This window comes from Bacillus sp. FSL K6-2839, from assembly GCF_038003365.1.
Lineage (GTDB): Bacteria > Bacillota > Bacilli > Bacillales > Bacillaceae > Bacillus.
In genome coordinates this window covers 182,184-204,636 of sequence record NZ_JBBOOZ010000001.1, presented here as the reverse complement: position 1 = coordinate 204,636, position 22,453 = coordinate 182,184, and the positions used below count along the sequence as shown (strand labels likewise).

21 protein-coding genes, 4 tRNA genes and 3 rRNA genes are annotated in these 22,453 nt (G+C 43.9%); 6 read left to right on the top strand and 22 right to left on the bottom strand.

Features of this window, described 5'->3' with window-relative positions; translation table 11 throughout:
• Positions 1-153: 153 nt before the first annotated feature.
• The 12 genes from tsaD to MHH26_RS00855 all read right to left on the bottom strand — a co-directional run bounded on the left by tsaD (position 154) and on the right by MHH26_RS00855 (position 9,396).
• The gene (gene tsaD / locus MHH26_RS00910) at positions 154-1,182 is read right to left on the bottom strand and encodes a tRNA (adenosine(37)-N6)-threonylcarbamoyltransferase complex transferase subunit TsaD (RefSeq protein ID WP_034664904.1); all 1,029 of its coding nucleotides are present in this window, start codon (positions 1,180-1,182) and stop codon (positions 154-156) included.
• Positions 1,175-1,603 (bottom strand): ribosomal protein S18-alanine N-acetyltransferase, encoded by a 429-nt coding sequence (rimI, locus tag MHH26_RS00905; RefSeq protein WP_024424460.1) that lies wholly within the window; start codon positions 1,601-1,603, stop codon positions 1,175-1,177. The genes tsaD and rimI overlap by 8 nt, the downstream gene beginning before the upstream one ends.
• Positions 1,604-1,628: 25 nt before the next feature.
• Entirely contained in the window at positions 1,629-2,318 is a 690-nt protein-coding gene (tsaB, locus tag MHH26_RS00900; protein ID WP_334750959.1) for a tRNA (adenosine(37)-N6)-threonylcarbamoyltransferase complex dimerization subunit type 1 TsaB, read from the bottom strand.
• Complete coding sequence (tsaE, locus tag MHH26_RS00895; RefSeq protein WP_106031432.1) at positions 2,299-2,775, bottom strand: tRNA (adenosine(37)-N6)-threonylcarbamoyltransferase complex ATPase subunit type 1 TsaE; 477 nt, start codon at positions 2,773-2,775, stop codon at positions 2,299-2,301. Before tsaE ends, tsaB begins: the two co-directional genes overlap by 20 nt.
• 12 nt (positions 2,776-2,787) lie before the next feature.
• The gene (gene thiL / locus MHH26_RS00890) at positions 2,788-3,765 is read right to left on the bottom strand and encodes a thiamine-phosphate kinase (protein WP_340971813.1); all 978 of its coding nucleotides are present in this window, start codon (positions 3,763-3,765) and stop codon (positions 2,788-2,790) included.
• Between the two features lie 277 nt (positions 3,766-4,042).
• Positions 4,043-4,119, bottom strand: a tRNA-Asp gene (locus tag MHH26_RS00885).
• Positions 4,120-4,123: 4 nt separating this feature from the next.
• Positions 4,124-4,200, bottom strand: a tRNA-Met gene (locus tag MHH26_RS00880).
• Between the two features lie 18 nt (positions 4,201-4,218).
• A 5S ribosomal RNA gene (gene rrf, locus MHH26_RS00875) occupies positions 4,219-4,334 on the bottom strand.
• A 61-nt stretch (positions 4,335-4,395) separates the two neighbouring features.
• Positions 4,396-7,326 (bottom strand): 23S ribosomal RNA (locus MHH26_RS00870).
• Positions 7,327-7,508: 182 nt separating this feature from the next.
• A 16S ribosomal RNA gene (locus tag MHH26_RS00865) occupies positions 7,509-9,057 on the bottom strand.
• The 16S, 23S and 5S rRNA genes sit together here with 4 tRNA genes alongside, the layout of an rRNA operon.
• Before the next feature lie 177 nt (positions 9,058-9,234).
• Positions 9,235-9,308, bottom strand: a tRNA-Gly gene (locus tag MHH26_RS00860).
• Between the two features lie 11 nt (positions 9,309-9,319).
• Positions 9,320-9,396, bottom strand: a tRNA-Arg gene (locus tag MHH26_RS00855).
• A gap of 369 nt (positions 9,397-9,765) precedes the next feature.
• On the opposite strand from MHH26_RS00855, the gene gltP reads away from it, so the two are divergent.
• On the top strand, positions 9,766-11,016 hold the full coding sequence (gltP, locus tag MHH26_RS00850) for a glutamate-aspartate/proton symporter GltP (protein WP_034666069.1): 1,251 nt from the start codon (positions 9,766-9,768) through the stop codon (positions 11,014-11,016).
• 36 nt (positions 11,017-11,052) lie between these two features.
• Here the strand turns inward: gltP and MHH26_RS00845 are convergent, their stop codons facing one another.
• Both MHH26_RS00845 and MHH26_RS00840 read right to left on the bottom strand, forming a co-directional pair.
• Positions 11,053-12,072 (bottom strand): S66 family peptidase, encoded by a 1,020-nt coding sequence (locus tag MHH26_RS00845; protein ID WP_307499142.1) that lies wholly within the window; start codon positions 12,070-12,072, stop codon positions 11,053-11,055.
• A gap of 80 nt (positions 12,073-12,152) precedes the next feature.
• Positions 12,153-13,028, bottom strand: a complete 876-nt coding sequence (locus MHH26_RS00840; protein WP_307499140.1) for a DMT family transporter — start codon at positions 13,026-13,028, stop codon at positions 12,153-12,155.
• A gap of 296 nt (positions 13,029-13,324) precedes the next feature.
• On the opposite strand from MHH26_RS00840, the gene MHH26_RS00835 reads away from it, so the two are divergent.
• Together MHH26_RS00835 and MHH26_RS00830 are read left to right on the top strand one after the other, a co-directional pair.
• Complete coding sequence (locus MHH26_RS00835) at positions 13,325-14,050, top strand: AzlC family ABC transporter permease (protein ID WP_307499139.1); 726 nt, start codon at positions 13,325-13,327, stop codon at positions 14,048-14,050.
• A complete protein-coding gene (locus tag MHH26_RS00830) occupies positions 14,047-14,367 on the top strand; it encodes an AzlD domain-containing protein (RefSeq protein ID WP_034665961.1) in 321 nt (106 codons plus the stop codon). Before MHH26_RS00835 ends, MHH26_RS00830 begins: the two co-directional genes overlap by 4 nt.
• A gap of 94 nt (positions 14,368-14,461) precedes the next feature.
• Here the strand turns inward: MHH26_RS00830 and MHH26_RS00825 are convergent, their stop codons facing one another.
• Together MHH26_RS00825 and MHH26_RS00820 are read right to left on the bottom strand one after the other, a co-directional pair.
• Positions 14,462-14,647: a CsbD family protein gene (locus MHH26_RS00825; protein ID WP_034665964.1), complete on the bottom strand. Its 186-nt coding sequence runs from the start codon at positions 14,645-14,647 to the stop codon at positions 14,462-14,464.
• A gap of 152 nt (positions 14,648-14,799) precedes the next feature.
• On the bottom strand, positions 14,800-15,789 hold the full coding sequence (locus tag MHH26_RS00820; protein WP_340971807.1) for an aldo/keto reductase family protein: 990 nt from the start codon (positions 15,787-15,789) through the stop codon (positions 14,800-14,802).
• A gap of 203 nt (positions 15,790-15,992) precedes the next feature.
• Here MHH26_RS00820 and MHH26_RS00815 point away from each other — a divergent pair, with 203 nt between their 5' ends.
• Both MHH26_RS00815 and MHH26_RS00810 read left to right on the top strand, forming a co-directional pair.
• Positions 15,993-16,886 carry a LysR substrate-binding domain-containing protein gene (locus tag MHH26_RS00815; RefSeq protein ID WP_340971805.1) on the top strand — a complete coding sequence of 298 codons (894 nt, stop codon included), beginning with the start codon at positions 15,993-15,995 and terminating at the stop codon, positions 16,884-16,886.
• 127 nt (positions 16,887-17,013) lie between these two features.
• Positions 17,014-17,565, top strand: a complete 552-nt coding sequence (locus tag MHH26_RS00810; protein WP_340971802.1) for a GNAT family N-acetyltransferase — start codon at positions 17,014-17,016, stop codon at positions 17,563-17,565.
• Positions 17,566-17,569: 4 nt separating this feature from the next.
• On the opposite strand, the gene MHH26_RS00805 is transcribed toward MHH26_RS00810, so the two are convergent.
• Positions 17,570-18,157 (bottom strand): LysE family transporter, encoded by a 588-nt coding sequence (locus MHH26_RS00805; RefSeq protein WP_095286277.1) that lies wholly within the window; start codon positions 18,155-18,157, stop codon positions 17,570-17,572.
• A 109-nt stretch (positions 18,158-18,266) separates the two neighbouring features.
• On the opposite strand from MHH26_RS00805, the gene MHH26_RS00800 reads away from it, so the two are divergent.
• Positions 18,267-18,821 (top strand): helix-turn-helix domain-containing protein, encoded by a 555-nt coding sequence (locus MHH26_RS00800; RefSeq protein ID WP_340971798.1) that lies wholly within the window; start codon positions 18,267-18,269, stop codon positions 18,819-18,821.
• Positions 18,822-18,862: 41 nt separating this feature from the next.
• Here MHH26_RS00800 and MHH26_RS00795 read toward each other — a convergent pair whose 3' ends face one another.
• From MHH26_RS00795 to MHH26_RS00775, 5 genes are all read right to left on the bottom strand, one after another.
• Complete coding sequence (locus MHH26_RS00795) at positions 18,863-19,156, bottom strand: hypothetical protein (RefSeq protein ID WP_307499131.1); 294 nt, start codon at positions 19,154-19,156, stop codon at positions 18,863-18,865.
• 348 nt (positions 19,157-19,504) lie between these two features.
• The gene (locus MHH26_RS00790; protein WP_095286274.1) at positions 19,505-20,557 is read right to left on the bottom strand and encodes an LLM class flavin-dependent oxidoreductase; all 1,053 of its coding nucleotides are present in this window, start codon (positions 20,555-20,557) and stop codon (positions 19,505-19,507) included.
• 17 nt (positions 20,558-20,574) lie between these two features.
• Positions 20,575-21,198: a nitroreductase family protein gene (locus MHH26_RS00785; protein WP_340971794.1), complete on the bottom strand. Its 624-nt coding sequence runs from the start codon at positions 21,196-21,198 to the stop codon at positions 20,575-20,577.
• Positions 21,182-21,655 carry a MarR family winged helix-turn-helix transcriptional regulator gene (locus tag MHH26_RS00780; RefSeq protein WP_034665998.1) on the bottom strand — a complete coding sequence of 158 codons (474 nt, stop codon included), beginning with the start codon at positions 21,653-21,655 and terminating at the stop codon, positions 21,182-21,184. Before MHH26_RS00780 ends, MHH26_RS00785 begins: the two co-directional genes overlap by 17 nt.
• Before the next feature lie 109 nt (positions 21,656-21,764).
• Complete coding sequence (locus MHH26_RS00775) at positions 21,765-22,307, bottom strand: dihydrofolate reductase family protein (protein ID WP_052004395.1); 543 nt, start codon at positions 22,305-22,307, stop codon at positions 21,765-21,767.
• Positions 22,308-22,453: the final 146 nt, after the last annotated feature.

Genomic DNA, 22,453 nt, shown 5'->3' with positions numbered 1-22,453 from the left:
TTTTTAATCACATATCCACACAAAAATTCTTTTTTATACACATTCTCTTCATTTCAAAACGAAATTTTCAAATAATTGTGGATATATAACGTTTACATGTGAATAAATCGCTTTCATTGAAAATGAAAAAAACCTGTGTATCCACAGGATTTTTCATTCATATGAGACAAGCGGTAAGCCCGGCTGGCCATTCATCGCCATATCGCCTCTTATTCCCTTTTCAAACGCAATGGTTCCAGCAGCAGCGATCATGGCTGCATTGTCTGTGCAAAGAGATAACGGCGGAATAATGACCTTCACGTCAGGTAGCTTTGTGAATGCTGTCGTCAAAGCTTCTCTCAGTCCTTTATTGGCAGCGACTCCACCAGCTAGGACAACCTGCTTTACGCCATAGGCCTCAGCCGCTTTTAATGTTTTCCCAACAAGCACCTCAATGACGCTTGCTTGAAAACTTGCTGCCAAATTCTCTGGAGCAATTGTTTCTCCCTTTTGAGATGCATTGTGTAATGTGTTAATTACAGCTGATTTTAATCCACTAAAGCTAAAGTGATAGGAACCTTCTTCAAGCCATGCACGAGGAAGTTTAATCGTTGGCTCTCCTTCATGTGCTAACCGATCAATATGAGGTCCACCTGGATACGGGAGACCCATCGTCCGAGCCACTTTATCGTAGGCTTCTCCAGCCGCATCATCTAATGTTTCTCCGATGACCTCAAAAGATCCATGCTCCTTCATTAGCACAAGCTCAGTATGTCCACCAGAGACAACAAGAGCCAAACATGGAAACTGTAATTCATCTACAAGCTGGTTTGCATAAATATGCCCAGCAATATGATGTACACCAACAAGAGGAATCTGATGAGCAAAGCTCAGTGCCTTGGCTGCGTTGACACCGATCAGAAGGGCACCGACTAAGCCCGGTCCTTCTGTGACAGCAATGGCATCTAAATCCTGAAAGCTCATATTGGCCTGTGTCATCACTTCTTCCAATACGATGGTAACTTGTTCCACGTGATGTCTTGAAGCGATTTCTGGTACAACACCGCCAAATCGTTTATGACTTTCTATTTGCGAGGCCACAACATTCGCCACAATTTCTTTCCCATTTTTTACAATGGATGCAGCTGTTTCATCACAGCTTGTCTCTATACCTAATATGAATCGATCTGTTTGTTCACTCATTTATATTCACCCACATGACCAATGCATCTTCCCCATTATCCGTATAATAATTCTTTCGAATAGAAGCTGGTCTGAAACCAAGCTTTTCATAAAGGGATTGTGCAGGTGTATTCGAAACCCGCACCTCTAAAGAAAGATGATCTGTCTTTTTTTCTTTGCAAAATTCCATGACATATCGCAGCAATGCTTCCCCGTAGCCCTTTCCTCTATGCTCAGGGAGAATCGCAATGTTCGTAATTTGTGCATCGTCCATGACGATCCAGACCCCGCAATACCCAACAGGCTGTTTATCTTCTTCAATGAGGAAATAATGGCTGTACTGGTTATGGAGAATCTCATAGACAAATGATTCTTTTTTCCAAGGTGCAGTAAACGAATGCACTTCAATCGTATACACCTCTGGAATGTCCGCTACCGTCATTTTTCGAATCTCTGTTATGTTGAGATTATTTTTGTCCTTCAAGCCATTTCACTTCCGCTTCTGCCAAACGAATATAGTTAGGAACAAGCTGATGAACATCTTCAGCAGGACGATCTGTCCCTAAAAACGCAAGCATTGAAGGTCTTGGGTTATGAAAAGCTCCCTCTGCTATCACAGCAGTTTCTCCTAAAATGGAGCGAATGCTCTCTTCATGAAGATGCACATCCTGCCCAAGAAATAGGACAGGCTTTCCTGTCTGCTTCAGCTCATGAAGCCAATCCGTGAGCAAGATATTTTGGTCTGGTTTGATCTCTTTGATTTTTTCTTCTTCAAACGTATATAGCCCAGTATAAACTTGTCCTCTTCTCGCATCAAATAGTGGCGAGATCCATCCATCAAAATATTGACCATTTGCCGCAAGTGTTTCTAAACTTGAAACAGCCGATATCGGGATAGACAGCGTCCACGCGAGTGTTTTTGCAATGGTCACACCAATTCGGACACCAGTGTAGGAACCAGGTCCTTTCGCTACAACGATTTTACTTAGTTCACTTGGCGCTACACCACATTCTTTCATTAATGCCTCAACAGTCGGCATCGCTCGAACGGAATGGTTCTTTTTTAAATACGTGATGCTCTCACCAATCACTGTGGAATCTTTTACAAGGGCAATTCCTAGTGTATGGTTAGACGTATCAATTGCCAGTATGGTCAAATTCTTTCATCTCCTTACAAAGGGTCTTATAGCGTTCCCCTTTTGCACTAAACGTGAGATGACGTTCTTCTTCACGTTCTGTTCTCAGCATTTCTATTTTCAAATAGGTGGAAGGCAATTGAGGTCCAATGAGATGTGCCCACTCAACCAAGCATACACCTTCGCCCTCAAAATATTCTTCGAGCCCAATATCTTCTTCCGCATCTTCCATGCGGTACACATCCATATGATAAAGTGGCAGTCTGCCATCGGTATATTCTTTAATAATCGTAAAGGTAGGGCTGTTGACGATACGGGTAATCCCTAAGCCTTCTGCAAAACCTTTTGAAAAAGTAGTTTTGCCTGCACCTAAATCCCCTTCTAATGTCAAAACATCGCCTGGCATCACAAGTTTGGCCAAAGCAGCGGCAATTCGTTTCGTCTCATCCGCACCTTTTGTCGTCCATGTTAATTTCACAGTTATGTCACCTCATTTCTTAAAATGATTATATCCTTTTTTCATTAACATTGTTTGCTGTTCATTGTCTTTTAATATAACGCTTGCTGCTTGATCACCTTTGACTTGTCCAATGCGTTTGACTTGAATGACTTCTTTTCTACATTGCATTTCAAAGCTTTCCCAATCAGCCTCTGGAATCGTACCAGTTAATACAAAGTCTTCCCCGCCAAATAACACCCATTCCAGCCAGTCTTTACGCAGCACTGGTAAATCTGGATGTGCGGGGAGCTTGTTTGCTTCTATCTCTATCGTCACATGACTCGCTTCGGCTATCTCATTCAGCTCACTCGCTAATCCATCACTCACATCATTCAAGGTGACCCGTGGGAAGCTTGAGCAAATATGTCCAGCAGCAATGTGAGGCTGAGGCTTTTTATGACGCTCAAGAAAAAAGGCTATGTCGACTGCCTTGGTAGGGGTTACTTCGTTCATTAAAAGTGATAAGCCAGCAGCTGATGAACCAAGCTCACCTGTGACAAAGACGACGTCTCCTGTCTGAGCACTGTGACGATAACAAGCTGTTCCCTTGGGAACCTCGCCAATGACCGTCACTGTAATGACAAAGTCACTGCGAGTGGCGACCGTATCTCCACCAATTAAATCCATATGATAGGTGTCAGCCAATGCTTTCATTCCCTCGTAAAGAGCTGAAACGATCGTCTCATCACCATGAGGGGGGATCGCAATCGATACAAGATAATACTTTGGGGTTCCTCCCATTGCGGCAATATCACTGACATTGACCGCTAGTGCTTTAAAGCCAATCTCAAAAGGTGTGGAAAAATCAAAACGAAAATGAACATACTCCACCATTGTATCAACACAAACGACCTCTTCACAATGTGAATGAGGTTGATAAACACTTGCATCATCACCGATGCCCATAACCAAAGAACGCTGATGTGTTTCTTTTGGTGTAATTCGGCGAATAAGATCAAATTCATCCATAAAAAGCAGCCCCTTCATGCAATCAATTGATTGAGTAGACACGATGTCAGACATAATTAGTATTAGTGTAAGCCAATATGAGTTTCAATTCCAATTAAAAATGATATAAAGAAAGCCTGGTATGAAAAAACCAGGCTGGGTTGAAGTGTTCTATCTTTTTCTTTTCACATAACGTGTAGCCAAACACAAACCAATTCATTGCATCTTGGATACGTACGAAAAGAAAAAGACATAAAAAAAAACGAAACTATACGTTTTCGTTTACAAGTCATAAAAATGGCGGTCCGGACGGGACTCGAACCCGCGACCTCCTGCGTGACAGGCAGGCATTCTAACCAACTGAACTACCGGACCATTTTGGTTGCGGGGGCAGGATTTGAACCTGCGACCTTCGGGTTATGAGCCCGACGAGCTACCGAACTGCTCCACCCCGCGATGATATAAATATGACAAGCTTGGCGGCGTCCTACTCTCACAGGGGGAGACCCCCAACTACCATCGGCGCTGAAGAGCTTAACTTCCGTGTTCGGTATGGGAACGGGTGTGACCTCTTCGCTATCGCCACCAAACCTGATGGAGAGAATGTTCTCTCAAAACTAGATAACAATGTTCAAGCTTCACATTAGAATATAGGTTAAGTCCTCGATCTATTAGTATCTGTCAGCTCCACGTGTCACCACGCTTCCACCTCAGACCTATCAACCTGATCATCTTTCAGGGATCTTACTTCCTTGCGGAATGGGAAATCTCATCTTGAGGGGGGCTTCATGCTTAGATGCTTTCAGCACTTATCCCGTCCGCACATAGCTACCCAGCGATGCCCTTGGCAGAACAACTGGTACACCAGCGGTGCGTCCATCCCGGTCCTCTCGTACTAAGGACAGCTCCTCTCAAATTTCCTGCGCCCGCGACGGATAGGGACCGAACTGTCTCACGACGTTCTGAACCCAGCTCGCGTACCGCTTTAATGGGCGAACAGCCCAACCCTTGGGACCGACTACAGCCCCAGGATGCGATGAGCCGACATCGAGGTGCCAAACCTCCCCGTCGATGTGGACTCTTGGGGGAGATAAGCCTGTTATCCCCGGGGTAGCTTTTATCCGTTGAGCGATGGCCCTTCCATGCGGAACCACCGGATCACTAAGCCCGACTTTCGTCCCTGCTCGACTTGTAGGTCTCGCAGTCAAGCTCCCTTGTGCCTTTACACTCTGCGAATGATTTCCAACCATTCTGAGGGAACCTTTGGGCGCCTCCGTTACATTTTAGGAGGCGACCGCCCCAGTCAAACTGCCCACCTGACACTGTCTCCCTGCCCGATAAGGGCAGCGGGTTAGAAGGTCAATACAGCCAGGGTAGTATCCCACCGATGCCTCCACCGAAGCTAGCGCTCCGGTTTCCAAGGCTCCTACCTATCCTGTACAAGCTGTACCAACATTCAATATCAGGCTGCAGTAAAGCTCCACGGGGTCTTTCCGTCCTGTCGCGGGTAACCTGCATCTTCACAGGTACTATAATTTCACCGAGTCTCTCGTTGAGACAGTGCCCAGATCGTTGCGCCTTTCGTGCGGGTCGGAACTTACCCGACAAGGAATTTCGCTACCTTAGGACCGTTATAGTTACGGCCGCCGTTTACTGGGGCTTCAATTCGCACCTTCGCTTACGCTAAGCGCTCCTCTTAACCTTCCAGCACCGGGCAGGCGTCAGCCCCTATACTTCGCCTTACGGCTTCGCAGAGACCTGTGTTTTTGCTAAACAGTCGCCTGGGCCTATTCACTGCGGCTTCTCGGGGCTTTAACACCCTAAGAAGCACCCCTTCTCCCGAAGTTACGGGGTCATTTTGCCGAGTTCCTTAACGAGAGTTCTCTCGATCACCTTAGGATTCTCTCCTCGCCTACCTGTGTCGGTTTGCGGTACGGGCACCTCTCACCTCGCTAGAGGCTTTTCTTGGCAGTGTGGAATCAGGAACTTCGCTACTAAATTTCGCTCGCCATCACAGCTCAGCCTTTACGGGAAACGGATTTGCCTATTTCCCAGCCTAACTGCTTGGACGCGGATATCCAATACCGCGCTTACCCTATCCTCCTGCGTCCCCCCATTGCTCAAATGGTGAGGAGGTGGTACAGGAATATCAACCTGTTGTCCATCGCCTACGCCTTTCGGCCTCGGCTTAGGTCCCGACTAACCCTGAGCGGACGAGCCTTCCTCAGGAAACCTTAGGCATTCGGTGGACGGGATTCTCACCCGTCTTTCGCTACTCATACCGGCATTCTCACTTCTAAGCGCTCCACCAGTCCTTCCGGTCTGACTTCACAGCACTTAGAACGCTCTCCTACCACTGTTCGTAAGAACAGTCCGCAGCTTCGGTGATACGTTTAGCCCCGGTACATTTTCGGCGCAGAGTCACTCGACCAGTGAGCTATTACGCACTCTTTAAATGGTGGCTGCTTCTAAGCCAACATCCTGGTTGTCTAAGCAACTCCACATCCTTTTCCACTTAACGTATACTTTGGGACCTTAGCTGGCGGTCTGGGCTGTTTCCCTTTCGACTACGGATCTTATCACTCGCAGTCTGACTCCCAAGGATAAGTCATCGGCATTCGGAGTTTGACTGAATTCGGTAACCCGGTAGGGGCCCCTAGTCCAATCAGTGCTCTACCTCCGAGACTCTTACCTTGAGGCTAGCCCTAAAGCTATTTCGGAGAGAACCAGCTATCTCCAGGTTCGATTGGCATTTCACCCCTACCCACACCTCATCCCCGCACTTTTCAACGTGCGTGGGTTCGGGCCTCCATTCAGTGTTACCTGAACTTCACCCTGGACATGGGTAGATCACCTGGTTTCGGGTCTACGACCACGTACTCATGCGCCCTATTCAGACTCGCTTTCGCTGCGGCTCCGCATCTTCTGCTTAACCTTGCACGGGATCGTAACTCGCCGGTTCATTCTACAAAAGGCACGCCATCACCCATTAACGGGCTCTGACTACTTGTAGGCACACGGTTTCAGGATCTATTTCACTCCCCTTCCGGGGTGCTTTTCACCTTTCCCTCACGGTACTGGTTCACTATCGGTCACTAGGGAGTATTTAGCCTTGGGAGATGGTCCTCCCGGATTCCGACGGAATTTCACGTGTTCCGCCGTACTCAGGATCCACTCTGGAGAGAACAACATTTCAGTTACAGGGCTGTTACCTTCTTTGGCGGGCCTTTCCAGACCTCTTCGCTTATATCGTTCCTTTGTAACTCCGTATAGAGTGTCCTACAACCCCAAGAGGCAAGCCTCTTGGTTTGGGCTGTTCCCGTTTCGCTCGCCGCTACTCAGGGAATCGCATTTGCTTTCTCTTCCTCCGGGTACTTAGATGTTTCAGTTCCCCGGGTATGCCTTCTCATACTCTATGTATTCAAGTATGGATACTACTCCATTACGAGCAGTGGGTTTCCCCATTCGGAAATCTCCGGATCAAAGCTTGCTTACAGCTCCCCGAAGCATATCGGTGTTCGTCCCGTCCTTCATCGGCTCCTAGTGCCAAGGCATCCACCGTGCGCCCTTTCTAACTTAACCATTTCTTACTTTAGAAAGAATCACTATGTGTGATGAACTTTGCATTGCATTCAATGTGAATGTATTACTTATTGTTATCTAGTTTTCAAAGAACAATCCTGTCTCGCTAGAGACATGTTTTGAAGGAATGATCCTTCAAAACTAAACAAGACGAAAACGTACGCTGCTCCATATATCCTTAGAAAGGAGGTGATCCAGCCGCACCTTCCGATACGGCTACCTTGTTACGACTTCACCCCAATCATCTGCCCCACCTTCGGCGGCTGGCTCCATAAAGGTTACCTCACCGACTTCGGGTGTTGCAAACTCTCGTGGTGTGACGGGCGGTGTGTACAAGGCCCGGGAACGTATTCACCGCGGCATGCTGATCCGCGATTACTAGCGATTCCAGCTTCACGCAGTCGAGTTGCAGACTGCGATCCGAACTGAGAACAGATTTATGGGATTGGCTAAACCTTGCGGTCTCGCAGCCCTTTGTTCTGTCCATTGTAGCACGTGTGTAGCCCAGGTCATAAGGGGCATGATGATTTGACGTCATCCCCACCTTCCTCCGGTTTGTCACCGGCAGTCACCTTAGAGTGCCCAACTAAATGCTGGCAACTAAGATCAAGGGTTGCGCTCGTTGCGGGACTTAACCCAACATCTCACGACACGAGCTGACGACAACCATGCACCACCTGTCACTCTGTCCCCGAAGGGAAAGCCCTATCTCTAGGGTTGTCAGAGGATGTCAAGACCTGGTAAGGTTCTTCGCGTTGCTTCGAATTAAACCACATGCTCCACCGCTTGTGCGGGCCCCCGTCAATTCCTTTGAGTTTCAGTCTTGCGACCGTACTCCCCAGGCGGAGTGCTTAATGCGTTAGCTGCAGCACTAAGGGGCGGAAACCCCCTAACACTTAGCACTCATCGTTTACGGCGTGGACTACCAGGGTATCTAATCCTGTTCGCTCCCCACGCTTTCGCTCCTCAGCGTCAGTTACAGACCAGAGAGTCGCCTTCGCCACTGGTGTTCCTCCACATCTCTACGCATTTCACCGCTACACGTGGAATTCCACTCTCCTCTTCTGCACTCAAGTTTCCCAGTTTCCAATGACCCTCCCCGGTTGAGCCGGGGGCTTTCACATCAGACTTAAGAAACCGCCTGCGAGCCCTTTACGCCCAATAATTCCGGACAACGCTTGCCACCTACGTATTACCGCGGCTGCTGGCACGTAGTTAGCCGTGGCTTTCTGGTTAGGTACCGTCAAGGTGCGAGCAGTTACTCTCGCACTTGTTCTTCCCTAACAACAGAGCTTTACGATCCGAAAACCTTCATCACTCACGCGGCGTTGCTCCGTCAGACTTTCGTCCATTGCGGAAGATTCCCTACTGCTGCCTCCCGTAGGAGTCTGGGCCGTGTCTCAGTCCCAGTGTGGCCGATCACCCTCTCAGGTCGGCTACGCATCGTCGCCTTGGTGAGCCATTACCCCACCAACTAGCTAATGCGCCGCGGGTCCATCTGTAAGTGACAGCCGAAACCGTCTTTCATCCTTGAACCATGCGGTTCAAGGAACTATCCGGTATTAGCTCCGGTTTCCCGGAGTTATCCCAGTCTTACAGGCAGGTTACCCACGTGTTACTCACCCGTCCGCCGCTAACATCCGGGAGCAAGCTCCCTTCTGTCCGCTCGACTTGCATGTATTAGGCACGCCGCCAGCGTTCGTCCTGAGCCAGGATCAAACTCTCCGAGGTATGCAGGATGCATATCACACATGCGTTGCTACACGATGTAGCGAACTTAGCATGTGATCATTTCCTGCCTCGCCAGTTTGACTGACTACCTATGATGTATCATAGGATTTTTTTATAAAAACTCGAATTAACAGGTACGTTTTGTCTTGTTTAGTTTTCAAAGATCACGTTTCAAAATGGAGCGGGTGATGAGAATCGAACTCACGACATCAGCTTGGAAGGCTGAGGTTTTACCACTAAACTACACCCGCGTGATTTGTATTGGCGCGCCCGAGAGGAGTCGAACCCCTAACCTTTTGATCCGTAGTCAAACGCTCTATCCAATTGAGCTACGGGCGCTTAATCAGGCGACTTAATTATCTTAACATATCGTTTTTATCAAGTCAACATCTTTTTAAAATTTGTTTGTCGCATGTGTTTGAATGTCTTTGTTTCAAATACGTCATCAGCGACGAATAAAAATATACCACGGATCACATAAATGGGTCAATACATTTTTCTAAAAAAGTTTCATATTTTTTAAGAAGTGGTTTTTTCTTAGATAAATAGAGATGCAATAGCCCTATTTTCTTCTCTTTCTTCATAATTCTAATGATTCTTAAATAAAATCTTTCTAAATCCAAAGGAGGACAAAACATGGTCACATAGAATTTTTATTTATTGGAAAATTCTTAATATTTTCCAAGCATTTAAAGGAGGTAGGAGATGATGAAAAAGTTCGTCGCTTTTCAAATCATGATCGCTTTGGTGATAGGAGCTCTTATCGGCCATTTCTTTCCTGACTTCGGGATGGCACTGCGGCCAATTGGAGATGGATTCATCAGATTGATTAAAATGATCGTTGTTCCTATCGTTTTCTCTACCATTGTTATTGGTGCAGCTGGCAGTGGCGGTATGAAGAAAATGGGCAGCCTAGGATTAAAGACGATCATTTGGTTTGAGGTCATCACAACCATCGTTCTAGGAATTGGTCTATTGCTGGCTAATGTTCTAAAGCCTGGCGTTGGCCTTGATTTCTCTAAATTAGCTAAGAAAGATATTGGTGAATTAGATGGCTATACGCAGAAAGTCGTCGACTTTAAACAAATGGTACTCGATATCATTCCAACGAATATCGTCGATGTTATGGCTCAGAATGATTTACTTGCTGTCATTTTCTTCGCCATATTATTTGGTGTAGCCGCAAGCGGCATCGGTAAAGCATCCGCTCCTGTTCTCACCTTCTTTGAATCAGTGGCACAAATTATGTTTAAGCTAACGCAGATGGTCATGGTGACAGCACCTATTGGAGTTCTTGCATTAATGGCTGCTTCCGTTGGCCAATATGGCATTGTTTTATTAATCCCAATGATGAAGCTTGTCGGGACTGTATTTTTAGGATTATTCATTATTCTCTTTGCTTTGTTCCCTCTGGTCGCACTGATCTTCCGTTTTAACTACTTCGAAGTTTTAAAAATGATTTGGGATTTGTTCTTGGTTGCCTTCTCTACTACAAGTACAGAAACTGTCCTTCCTCAGCTTATGTCACGAATGGAAAAATACGGGTGTCCAAAAAGAATCGTCTCCTTTGTCATTCCATCTGGTCTTTCTCTCAATTGTGATGGGTCCAGTTTATATTTATCGGTATCCTGTGTGTTTCTTGCACAAGCGTTTGGTGTCGACATGAGTCTGTCACAGCAGCTTTTGATGATGCTTGTTCTTGTGTTAACGAGTAAAGGGATTGCAGCGGTGCCATCTGGTTCACTCGTCGTTCTTTTAGCAACCGCCCATGCAGTAGGTCTTCCAGCAGAAGGCGTCGCCATTATCGCCGGTGTTGATCGAATTATGGATATGGCACGAACAGGTGTGAATGTTCCAGGGCATGCCGTTGCATGTATTGTCGTATCGAAATGGGAAAAAGTATTCCGTGAGTCCGCATGGGAAGTTCCAAAAGCAGGTGAGGAAACAAAAGGGATGTAATGTTATATGAAGGAAAGGGGTTCCCCTTTCCTTTTCTTATGATAAAAATGCTTGCTTTAGGACCGCTTTGCCTTGAGGTTGCAGCTGCACTTCTGCATATGCGCCATTAATCAGCGTCATTTGTGGCGGGACATGCCCACAATCTATATCGTAGAAAATGGGGATTTGTAATTCCTTTTGTAATTCTTCATATACGTCCCGATATTGATACCCTTCTACAGGCACATCAACTGCACTTCGCCCAAACATGATACCTGAACAGTGGTCAAACCACCCTGCTAGTTTTAATTGAACAAGTGATCTCTTCATGCTGGTAGCATTTAATGCGCAGTTTTCGAAGTACCAGAGAATCGGTTCACCTTTTATGAATGTTTCCTGAAAAGCTTTAACGTCTCCAAAAGGTGTCCCCGCTAAGTGACGTATGATATCAATGCAGCCTCCCATCAGTCTCCCCTTCACCGCCTTCTCCTGCGGATGAACAGTGCGCCATCTTGTAGGCTCTGTTAAATGAAAGACATGTTGACTCGGGGTGTCATGCTGCCATTCCTTTTGATACTTATATGAAGAAAACTGAGTAATGTCCATCTCCTCTTCTGTGGAAAGCACTTTTTCCCACATAGCAGTCGTTTGATCAGACTCTTCCCCTCGTAAATCCACTAAGTTTGGGCCATGTGCTGTAGCAATGCCTGTTTTTAATGTAAATGCCAGCAAGAGTGCACTCGTATCTGAGTAACCAAGAATCCACTTTTTGTGCATCGTTGAGAAATCAAGGTGCTCTAGCACTTCCATCAAAAGCTGTCCTCCCCATGGCGGGATGATGTGGTCAATCTCATTGCACGTCATCATATACTGAAGCTCGTTTGCTCGTTCTATGGCAGGCGCTGATTTTGCCTTTTCCTGGTGCCATACCGTCTCTCCACATATGACATCATAGCCTCTTTTTTTCATTCGTTCGCATGAGAGCTGAAACATGTCATGCAAGGATGGCTGTACACCTGAGGAAGGTGCTGTGACACCAATCGTTTGTCCTTTTTGTAAATGCGGAAATTGTATCATTCTGTTTCCCCCATCCTCTCTCAATCTCTCAAGCCTACCCATTTTAAAGAAGATGCCCCTTTTACAAGGGACATCTTCTCTTATTCCTTTTGACGTAGCACAGTATAGACACCTGCAAATATACATAGAATTCCAATGAATGAGCGTAATCCCATTTCTTCTCCCAAAAGCAGCCATCCAAGAATGGCACCTACGATCGGTTGAAAGAAAAAGAATAGACCTCCGCTTGAGGCATCCATCAATTGAAGCCCTCTATTCCACAAAAAGAATGCTAAAGCTGTTGAAATGATGCCTAGATAAAGAATACCGCCCCAAATCTCTGGCCTTGCCATCTGCTCCACATCTAGGTGAGGTAAACGAAATAATACTGGCGGTGTTAAAACAATGAATGCAATGATGATCGCATATGTGGTTGTCACCACCTGAGGGTATTTTCCTGGAACTCGTTTTAGCAAAACAGACATAAGCGCCCATGTTAAAGCAGCGATGACCAATGAAAGACCGCCAACAAATTCATCTGTTTGCACTGCGACTGGTCCAATCATGAGCAATACACCTGCTGTAGCAAGCAGGATGGATGCGCACTTTCGAACAGTCATGGCTTCTTTTAATAGAAAGAACGCAAACAGCACCATAAACGCAGGTGTTGCAGATGTGATAACGGCCCCCATTTGTGCAGACGTATACATCGTCCCGATTTCTTGGGTCACGATTGAAAGAAAATTTCCGGTCAGCCCAATCACCACTATAAGCGGGATATCTTTTTTATCTAATCGAAAGGAATAGCCCAAGCGCCAAATGGTGAACACCAAAACGACTCCTGCTACAGCATATCTCATCCAAACGAGCTCAAGTGGCGGAACAACCGCTACTGTTACTTTGACAACAACGTACATGCCGCCCCAAATACTTGCAGCGATTGCTAGGTAAAGGGCGCCTATATATTTTTCATTCATCTTTTTCCCTCCGTTACTGGATATTTTGATGACCATATCCACAAACGGAGATCACTCTCCGTTATGGACGGAGGGCATTTGGAACATCATGTTCAAACAAAGGCTTCCATAGCATTGCCGTCACTCCAATTATTTTTATTTTCTGATACTTTATAACAAATTCTGGTTGACTTCAATCCTTTTTTGTCACCTTTTTTCTTCATATAATAGAAGATGAGCGGCTATTGACATGCTGAATTCGTTTTCATATAGTAAGTAAAACTATAGGTGGTCACGCAGAAAAGGAGTAGAGGTCGTTGGATATTGAAGCTAGAAAACACATTCCCAGCACGGAGCATGAACCATTTCTCGAGGGAATAAAAGATTGTGTGCCAACCCTGCTTGGTTATATGAGTATTGGGTTTGCCTTCGGAATTGTTGGAATTAGCGCACAGTTGAGCTTATGGGACATTGCGCTTCTATCAATCTTTATTTATGCAGGTGCTTCACAGTTTATTATCTGTGCACTGCTTGTCACTGGAAGTCCCCTTTCCGCTATTATTCTCACTACATTTATTGTGAATCTGCGTCATTTATTGCTCAGCCTGACGCTGGCTCCTCATTTTACACGCTACTCTGTGAAACAAAACATTGGATTCGGTCTATTGCTGACTGATGAATCCTTTGGCGTAGCCATGAATAAATTAGCTCAGCATGGCAAGCTGAATAATCGGTGGATGCATGGGCTAAACATAACGGCTTATTTGTGCTGGATTGCTGCCTGTATACTTGGCGGCATTTTTGGACACTGGATTTCAAATCCTGAAGCCCTTGGTCTTGATTTTGCCCTTTCCGCTATGTTTGCTGCGCTGTTGGTTCTTTCATTGCAAACTGTGCCTAAAAATAAGTTAACCCATCGCCTGTCACTTGTTTTGTATATGGTCGTTGCAATGTTTGTTCTGCTTCATTTTGTTCCCTCACACGTGGCTGTTCTGTTAGCCACCATGATTGTCGCAACCATTGGGGTGGTGACAGATAAATGATCAGCAGTTTTATGATATGGCTGATTCTCGGCTGTATGATTGTAACCGTCATTCCAAGGGTCGTTCCCTTTTTATTTGTACGAAGTATCGAGCTGCCTGAAGTGGTGCTTAAGTGGTTATCGTTTATTCCCATTTGTATCTTTACGGCTTTGATTGCAGAGCATCTGTTCATTCATACCACAACAGGCGTCACCATTCACTGGATGTACCTTGCTGTCTTAGTTCCGACCGTACTGATCGCTATTTGGACAAAAAGCTTGTCACTTACTGTTCTTGTAGGCGTCATGCTGATGGGAACTGCTAGATGGTTTTTCTAAAAGAAAAAGCTTAACCGCATGTGGTTAAGCTTTTTTCTTATCAGGAATTCATCATCAGGGCATGCCTTAGATGGTTTATGTAGCTTTCTGAAAGCTACTCGTTTAGTTTATTCTTCACATCCCCTTTTTTATCTTGAAGCTTTCCTTTGGCTTGATCCTTTTTCCCTTCTGCTTTCAGGTTTTGATGATCTGTTGCTTCGCCAAGCTTTTCTTTCACTTGACCTTTGACTTGATTTGTTTTTCCTTTCGCTTTATCCATATGTCCTTTTTCTTCACTCATTTGTTCCACCTCCACGTTTGATACTATTCATTTAGCCTTTTTGAGAGATACAAAACATCTGAGTGTGCGATCCAAGAAACTACAGCAACATGAAAATCCAGCCAAGGTCGGCTGGATTAAAAATAATGATCTATAAGATAGGCTTAAAAGCTTTAACCTGTTTTACTCTGATCGTATTCAACCAGATCACCTAGAATTTCGTCAATCTGATTCATCATCTCAGTTTCAATTTTCACCTCAGATGCTAAAGCATTCTCCCTCACCTGTTCTGGACTAGAAGCACCGATAATTGCTGCAGAAACGTTCTGGTTTTGCAGTACCCATGCTATCGCAAGCTGAGCGAGAGTAAGATCAACCTCTTGTGCGACGGGCTTAAGCTTTTGGATCGCCTCTAAGGTGTTATTATTCATCCAGCGTTGAGCAAGGTTTTTAAAAAAAGGTTTTCCAGCAGATGAGTTAGCACGCGAATTAGTCGGAAGTAATTTTCCTGGGAGATACTTTCCAGTAAGGATCCCCTGGGCCAAAGGCGACCATACTACCTGGCCAAGTCCTTCACGCTGGCAGGTCGGTATTACATCACTTTCAATGATTCTCCATAACATGGAGTATTGAGGTTGGCTGGCGATAAGGGGGACATTTAGCTCTCGTGCAAGCGCTGCCCCTCGAGTAATTTGTTCTGCTGTCCACTCACTTACACCAATATAGTTCACTTTACCCTGTCTTACTAGATCTGAGAAAGCTAACATCGTTTCTTCCAGAGGTGTAGTTGGATCAAACCTGTGTGCATAGTAAATATCAATATAATCCATTTGTAAACGTCGCAAAGAGGCATGACAGTTTTCCAAAATATGCTTGCGTGATAATCCTCTATCGTTTTTCCCAGTACCAGTTGGATGACATACTTTTGTACAAAGTTCAATACTCTCCCGCCGGATCCCTTTTAAAGACCTGCCTAGTATCTCTTCAGCCTTGGTGTCTGAATAAACATCAGCAGTATCAAACGTCGTAATACCAACATCAAGAGCGGCTTTCACACAATCATGGGCAGTTTCTTCATTTATCTTACCACCATGATTAATCCAGTTTCCGTAAGCAAGTTTACTAATTGTTAATCCACTAGATCCAAGTTTACTATACTCCATAACAATGCCCTCCTTTTAAAAGAATACTTTCATTATAAAAAGAGGTCGTTAATATGTATAATATATATATTCAGATAAATATATATATATTTTATATAATTAAAAATATTTCCATTAAAAAAGCGCAAAACTGTTTAATAACAATCCTTCGGAATCATTTTACACAATAAGCAAGTATGAAATTTATAGGGGGGGCATAAAAAATGGATCTGAGACAAATACGTTATTTTATAATGGTTGCTGAAGAACTAAATTTTAGCCGGGCAGCTGAACGTCTTAAAATGGCACAGCCTCCATTAAGTCAAGAAATTCGTAAATTAGAAGAAGAGTTAGGTGTTACGCTTTTTCATAGAACGAAAAGACAGGTTAAACTTTCAGATACAGGGAGAGTATTTTTAGAAGAAGCCCGCCGTACGCTTCTTCAAGTAGATAGAACGATTAAAGCAACACAACTTGCAGATGATGGAAGGATAGGTCAGTTAACGATCGGTTTCGTAGATTCTACTGATATTGTGATTGATATTATTAAAAGGTTTCGAGAAAATTTCCCTAACATCCATCTTGTCTTATGTGAAATGGCTACAGAACAGCAGTTAAAAGCACTATATAAGAAAGAAATTCAAATAGGATTTATTCGTTCTAACCAAAATAATAAGATACTTACCTCAGAAATTTGTTGTGAGGAATCATTAAGCTTGGTTTTGCCAGAAAATCATCCTTTAGCTTCATTTCCCAAAGTTCCAATTCATTTATTAGCCAATGAACCATTTATCATGTTTCCACGTCATCTAGGTGCAGCATTTTATGATTTAATTATCAGCTACTTTTGGGAAAATAGCATAAGTTTAAACGTAGTTCAGGAAGCTATTCAAATGCATACGATTGTTAATTTAGTTGCTGCAGGAATGGGAATCTCTGTGGTTCCATCTTCAGTAGAAAGCGTAAAACGCGCAGGGGTTGTTTATAGAAAAATCCAAGAAACTACACCAAAAGTAAATTTATATGTTTCATGGAGACAAGATGATACATCAACCGTTGCTGACCACTTTTTAACAGTTGTGAGAGAAGCTTATTTAAGTTCTCAGTCTAAATCATGAAGATCCAGCCAGGGTCAGCTGGATTAAAAAATACTTATCTATAAGACAGGCTTAAAAGCTTTCACCTGCTATGTACACGTTTCAGGTATGATAGACATAATGGAAAGAAAGGTTGGTGCTCTGTTCAATGATCATCTCTGAAAACATATTCACCGTTCGTGGTTTGACCTATCGTATTCGGTCTGCTGCAATTGGCGATGCCAAGCAGTTATCAGCTCTCAGACTGAAAATTGATGGTGAAACAGAATATTTAGACCGTGAACCAGGCGAAGCCTTTCTTCATGAAAAAGATTTTGAGGTTTTGATTCAAGAGGATGCCAAGCAAAGCAGGCATTTATTTTTGGTCGCTGATATTGAAGGAGAGATTGTCGGTTTCTCTAGATGTGAGGGACATTCACTCAAGCGCTCTGCTCACAAAGTGACATTTGGCATCGCCATACAAAAGGATGCCTGGGGCTATCACATTGGCAAAGAGCTTTTAGCCGCTTCTATTGACTGGGCTGATCAGCAAGGCATCCAGAAAATGTCACTTCACGTGCTGGAAACCAACCAAAAAGCCATTCGGTTATATGAGCGCCATGGCTTTCTGGTTGAAGGGGTATTAAAAAATGATAAACGGCTGGCAGATGGACTTTATTACAATACTGTTGTGATGGGCAGGCAGAGGCCAAGCTTCTGACTACTTACATCACATAGCCCCATACCATTGAAATCGCACTGTATATCAGAAGCAGCCCCATGACAAACTGGAACGGTTTTTCGTAAGCAGTCAAAAAGCGCTTATATAAAGAGCCAAATAGGCTCCAGCTGAATGTACCGAGAAAGCCAATAAGTGCGAGAATCAATGTCCATATCACATAATGCATATTAGATTGTCCATATGGCAAAACAAAGGTTGAAATCACGGTCAACCCATACAAGATCGCTTTTGGGTTGATAAATTGCAGCATCATACCAGGAACAAAATGATTGTAGCGGTCAAGGGTTTCGTCATCCCCGCCTTTACTTTTCATGATTTTGACAGCTAAATAAATCATGTATGCGGCTCCGATGAACGCCATGACCCAGCCTATTTTCGGCATCACTTGATAAAGAATGATATTAAAGAAGCAACTCAAACACAAAATGACGAGAAATCCGATACCCACACCTAAACAAAATCGAAATGTTTGCTTGACCCCATACTTATTCGTAAAGACCATGGCCATGATGTTGTTTGGCCCCGGGGTAAAGCTGCTCACAAAAGCATAGATCAACATAGAAAGAATCAAGTTGCCGCCTCCCTCGTGCGTTATTAAGACTTTAATTACTTCATTGCGTATGTTACGTTTTATTGTAACGTTTGGTCTTTATAAAGTAAATAGAGAAAGGAGTTTTTTCATGGAAGATGTACAATCGATTATTTCTAAAAATGTGAGGCTTCTTAGAGATCAAAAAAAATTAAGCCTAGAAAAGATGGCAGAATTAACTGGTGTCAGTAAAACCATGATTGGACAAATTGAAAGAGGAGAATCAACCCCTACCATCACGACTTTGTGGAAAATCGCCAACGGATTAAAGGTATCTTTTAGTGAGCTCATTCACGCACCACAGCCTGAAATCAAAGTAGTACGCAATGAGGATGCACAGATTTTAACGGAAGATGACGGGAGATATCGCGTGTATACGACTTTTCCCTTTGATGACCGGGGAAAATTTGAAGTGTACCGAGTAGAAATTGATCCTGGCGGGTCGCTGCATGCGAATGAACATATTGGCGGAACAGAGGAATTGATCACTGTTTTTGAGGGAGCGCTTGATATATCCATTGGTGATGAGCAATACAGCTTAAAGGCCGGCGACTCCATTCGTTTTAAAGCGGACCGTTCGCATGCATATAAACAAACCGGAGAGCAAATGATCCGGCTGCAAATGATTCTTTATTATCCGCAATAAAAAAGCTGACAGGCTTGTCCACCTGTCAGCTTTTCATTTATTTAATTAAATCCCGGATCACGTACAACCGTTCCAGTAAATGTGACTCTGTATTTTCCTAATCCTAATTCTTCAATAGAGGTTTGTTTTAAAATACCGACCCAGCCATCCTTTGCATAGACAATACTTTCTGGGATGTTCGATGTCGTATACGTTCTTGTTTCTGAGACAGTTCGACTTGCCTGAACCGTTATTTCACTTTTTGTTTGTTCCTTTGCTTCCACCGGAGCGGTTGTGACCCCGGCACCTGTTAAGACAATTGCTCCAACCAAAACAGAAGACATGACCTTTTTCATAAAAAAATCCCTCCCTTTTTTTGTTGAACATATTAACCATACCATAATTTAGTCCTTTTATAAGTTATTTTTTCATTTTTTTGAAAATTATGATATGATTGTCTTATGTTGGATAGAGAGTGTTCTATACTTCTATGCTTTTATCCTCATCTCATTCCGTCAAACAATTGTGAACGGAGGTGATTTCATGAAAAAATGGCTCATCTGTTTTCAACTTGTTTTCCTCTTCACCTTGACGACCACACCACTTGCTTCTGATGCTTCATGCCCTACAGTGAAACCTTGTGTCATTGATCCTTAAGCATAAGAAAGGTCGATCAAGCCTATTCACTTGATCGACCTTTTTCGTTATGCTTGCTCTGCTTCCCAGCGGGCAACCTCTTCTCTTACTTTAGGAGCGACTTCTTTTCCAAATAACTCAATGGCTTTTAATACTTGATCATGCGGCATTGAACCAACCGGTACATGAAGCATAAAGCGCGTGATTCCTACATTTTTTCTAAGGTGAATCACTTTCTCTGCCACTGCATCTGGATCTCCTACATACAGCGCGCCTTCTAACGTTCTCGCTGCATCAAATGTAGAACGAGTATATGGACCCCAGCCTCGCTCTCTTGCTAATGTGTTCATCACATGCTGTGTGGAAGGGAAGAATTGGTCTGCTGCAAGATCTGTTTCTTCCGCAACAAATCCATGCGAATGTGACGCTACGGTTAATTTCTCTGGGTCATGTCCAGCGTGCACTGCCGCTTGCTTATACAGCTGTACAAGCGGTGCGAACTGTCTAGGACTCCCGCCAATGATGGCAAGTACTAGCGGCAGCCCCAATAATCCAGCACGTACAACAGATTCACGGTTTCCCCCACTGCCGATCCAGATTGGAAGCGGATCTTGAACGGGTCTTGGATATACCCCAACATCTTGAATAGATGGGCGATGCTTTCCGCTCCATGTTACACGCTCGGACTGCTGTAATTTGAGCAGCAAATCAAGCTTTTCTTCAAATAATTCTTCATAATCATTCAGGTCATAGCCAAAGAGCGGAAATGATTCAATAAATGAACCACGACCTGCCATGATCTCTGCACGCCCGTTTGATAGTCCATCTAATGTTGCAAAATCCTGAAAGACACGAACAGGATCTGCTGATGAAAGGACTGTCACTGCACTTGTCAGGCGGATATTCTTTGTTTGTGTTGCCGCAGCCGCTAAGACGACAGCTGGATTCGATGCAGCGAAATCTTGTCGATGATGCTCACCCACTCCAAATACATCAAGGCCGACTTGATCTGCTAAAATAATTTCTTCGACTACTTCTCGAATACGCTGTGCGTGACTGACTGTTTTTCCTGTTTGAAAATCAGGTGTTGTTTCTACAAATGTACTTATTCCTAGTTCCATGAGTGGAACCCCCTATCTTATAAGTATGTTACGAATTCAGAGACTGGCTTTCTGTAGCCTCTCGCTTGTCTACTCTCTACTTTTTCTTTTCCGAGTGTGATCATTAACACAGGAACCAAATCCGACTCGATATTTAACACCTTTTTCATGACATCAGGGTCAAAACCGATCATTGGGCACGTGTCCCATCCCTTGTTTTTGGCGGCGAGCATAAACAGCATCGCAGATAATGAAGCATTGCGGATCGCCTCTTCTTTCTGAAAATCCGCTCCTCTCTGTTCATAAAAGGTCATCGTCTCTCTGACCATTTCTTCGTATTGCTGCGTGTTTAAAATGCCAAGCATTTTCAGACCTTCATAGATGTTCCCCGCTTGCTGATAAGCATTTGGGTCTCCAAGTACAATAATTGCTGCTGAGGCGGAATGCACTTTATATTGTCCAAATGCAGCTTCTCTTACTTGTTCTTTGAGACCTTCTGTTTGGACGACGACATATTGTGTGTGCTGTAAGTTAAAAGCAGATGGTGCCATTTTGACTTCTTCAAATATGCTGTTAAGCTCTTCTCTCGAAATCGAGATATTTGGCAAAAAATTTGATGCGGATCGTCTTTCACGTACCAATGTATCAAAGCTGAGTGTCATCTTGTTTCCCCTTTTCGTGAAGTTGTTTTGCACCTAAACCGACTTTTTTTAGTAATTCAATGAGCTGTTCTTTTTCTTCTTTTTCAATAAAGGATAGGTTTTGCGAAATGACATCTGTGTGTTTAGGAAAAATGTCATCAAACAATTGCTTTCCTTTTTCCGTCAGCAATACATGAAATACACGTTTATCAGAGGGTGCACATTGCCTTTTCACCAGCTCTTGTTTTTCTAGTTTGTTCACGACATATGTCATGCTTCCACTTGGGATTGACAGGATGTCGCTGATCTTTTGGACAGGATGCGGCCCCTTACTATAGAGCAATTCAAGGATCTGAAAGTTCTCAAATCCGATATCATACCGTTCAATGTCTTTTTGGATATTTGTAAAAAGAGCTTGATAGGCTTTCATCCACACGCGGAATAGCCTTAAGTCTAATTCATGTTCATGCTGCACCATGGCAACTACTCCTTTTTTCAATAAATCCTAAAAATAGGATAAATTTATCCTAACACTAGGATATTTTATTGTCAACGAGTTTGTTTCATAAAAAAAAGACCACCTCAGGTCAGTGATCCTCTTCTTTTAAGACAAAATGCATTTCAGCTATCTGCTTGTATTGTTGTACTTCTTTTAATGAAAACCTGGATTCCATATCCGCTGGGGAAAACAGAGGAATGCCTCTCCCAATCATGACAGGTGCGATTTGAAGGTAAAGCTCATCAACCAATCCTGCTTTTATGAAAGACTGAAGCAGTTCCCCGCCGCCGACAATCCAGATATGCTGACCTGGTACATCTTTTAATTTTTTCACAAATGATAAGATATCTTCTCGAATGATATGAGTTCCTTTCAGACTGTCTTGTAAAGTTCGTGACATGATATAACAAGTCTTTCCTTCGTAAGGAAACTCATCTGGTGACAGCTGAAGAACCTGCTCATATGTATTTCGCCCCATGATCAGCGTATCAACTGACGCATAAAAGTCATCATAGCTCGTTTCTTCCTCGCCCTCTGTTCCTATTAGCCAATCGAGCCGGTGATCCTCTCTCGCTAAATAGCCATCGATACTCATCGCCCCATAAAAAAGCAGCTTCCTTTTCTGACTCAATCCCATCACTCCTTACCCTAAATAAGAACATATATTCTATCCCCATTGTATCAGAAAGGAAAGACAAAGGATACATGGGTTTGCCATCTTCCATTTTCATGTCTTCAAAACCGTGATTCAATAAGGTATCCTCTTCAGGTAATGAT

What these genes read in the sequence shown, in the direction of transcription:
- MHH26_RS00840 (WP_307499140.1), bottom strand. Translation starts at nt 13,028, where the DNA reads ATGAATGAAAAATATATAGGCGCCCTTTACCTAGCAATCGCTGCAAGT.
- MHH26_RS00800 (WP_340971798.1), top strand. Translation starts at nt 18,267, where the DNA reads ATGGAAGATGTACAATCGATTATTTCTAAAAATGTGAGGCTTCTTAGA.
- MHH26_RS00780 (WP_034665998.1), bottom strand. Translation starts at nt 21,655, where the DNA reads ATGGTGCAGCATGAACATGAATTAGACTTAAGGCTATTCCGCGTGTGG.
- MHH26_RS00785 (WP_340971794.1), bottom strand. Translation starts at nt 21,198, where the DNA reads ATGACACTCAGCTTTGATACATTGGTACGTGAAAGACGATCCGCATCA.
- MHH26_RS00825 (WP_034665964.1), bottom strand. Translation starts at nt 14,647, where the DNA reads ATGAGTGAAGAAAAAGGACATATGGATAAAGCGAAAGGAAAAACAAAT.
- MHH26_RS00815 (WP_340971805.1), top strand. Translation starts at nt 15,993, where the DNA reads ATGGATCTGAGACAAATACGTTATTTTATAATGGTTGCTGAAGAACTA.
- MHH26_RS00820 (WP_340971807.1), bottom strand. Translation starts at nt 15,789, where the DNA reads ATGGAGTATAGTAAACTTGGATCTAGTGGATTAACAATTAGTAAACTT.
- tsaD (WP_034664904.1), bottom strand. Translation starts at nt 1,182, where the DNA reads ATGAGTGAACAAACAGATCGATTCATATTAGGTATAGAGACAAGCTGT.
- MHH26_RS00810 (WP_340971802.1), top strand. Translation starts at nt 17,014, where the DNA reads ATGATCATCTCTGAAAACATATTCACCGTTCGTGGTTTGACCTATCGT.
- thiL (WP_340971813.1), bottom strand. Translation starts at nt 3,765, where the DNA reads ATGGATGAATTTGATCTTATTCGCCGAATTACACCAAAAGAAACACAT.
- gltP (WP_034666069.1), top strand. Translation starts at nt 9,766, where the DNA reads ATGAAAAAGTTCGTCGCTTTTCAAATCATGATCGCTTTGGTGATAGGA.
- MHH26_RS00830 (WP_034665961.1), top strand. Translation starts at nt 14,047, where the DNA reads ATGATCAGCAGTTTTATGATATGGCTGATTCTCGGCTGTATGATTGTA.
- rimI (WP_024424460.1), bottom strand. Translation starts at nt 1,603, where the DNA reads ATGACGGTAGCGGACATTCCAGAGGTGTATACGATTGAAGTGCATTCG.
- MHH26_RS00845 (WP_307499142.1), bottom strand. Translation starts at nt 12,072, where the DNA reads ATGATACAATTTCCGCATTTACAAAAAGGACAAACGATTGGTGTCACA.
- MHH26_RS00790 (WP_095286274.1), bottom strand. Translation starts at nt 20,557, where the DNA reads ATGGAACTAGGAATAAGTACATTTGTAGAAACAACACCTGATTTTCAA.
- MHH26_RS00795 (WP_307499131.1), bottom strand. Translation starts at nt 19,156, where the DNA reads ATGAAAAAGGTCATGTCTTCTGTTTTGGTTGGAGCAATTGTCTTAACA.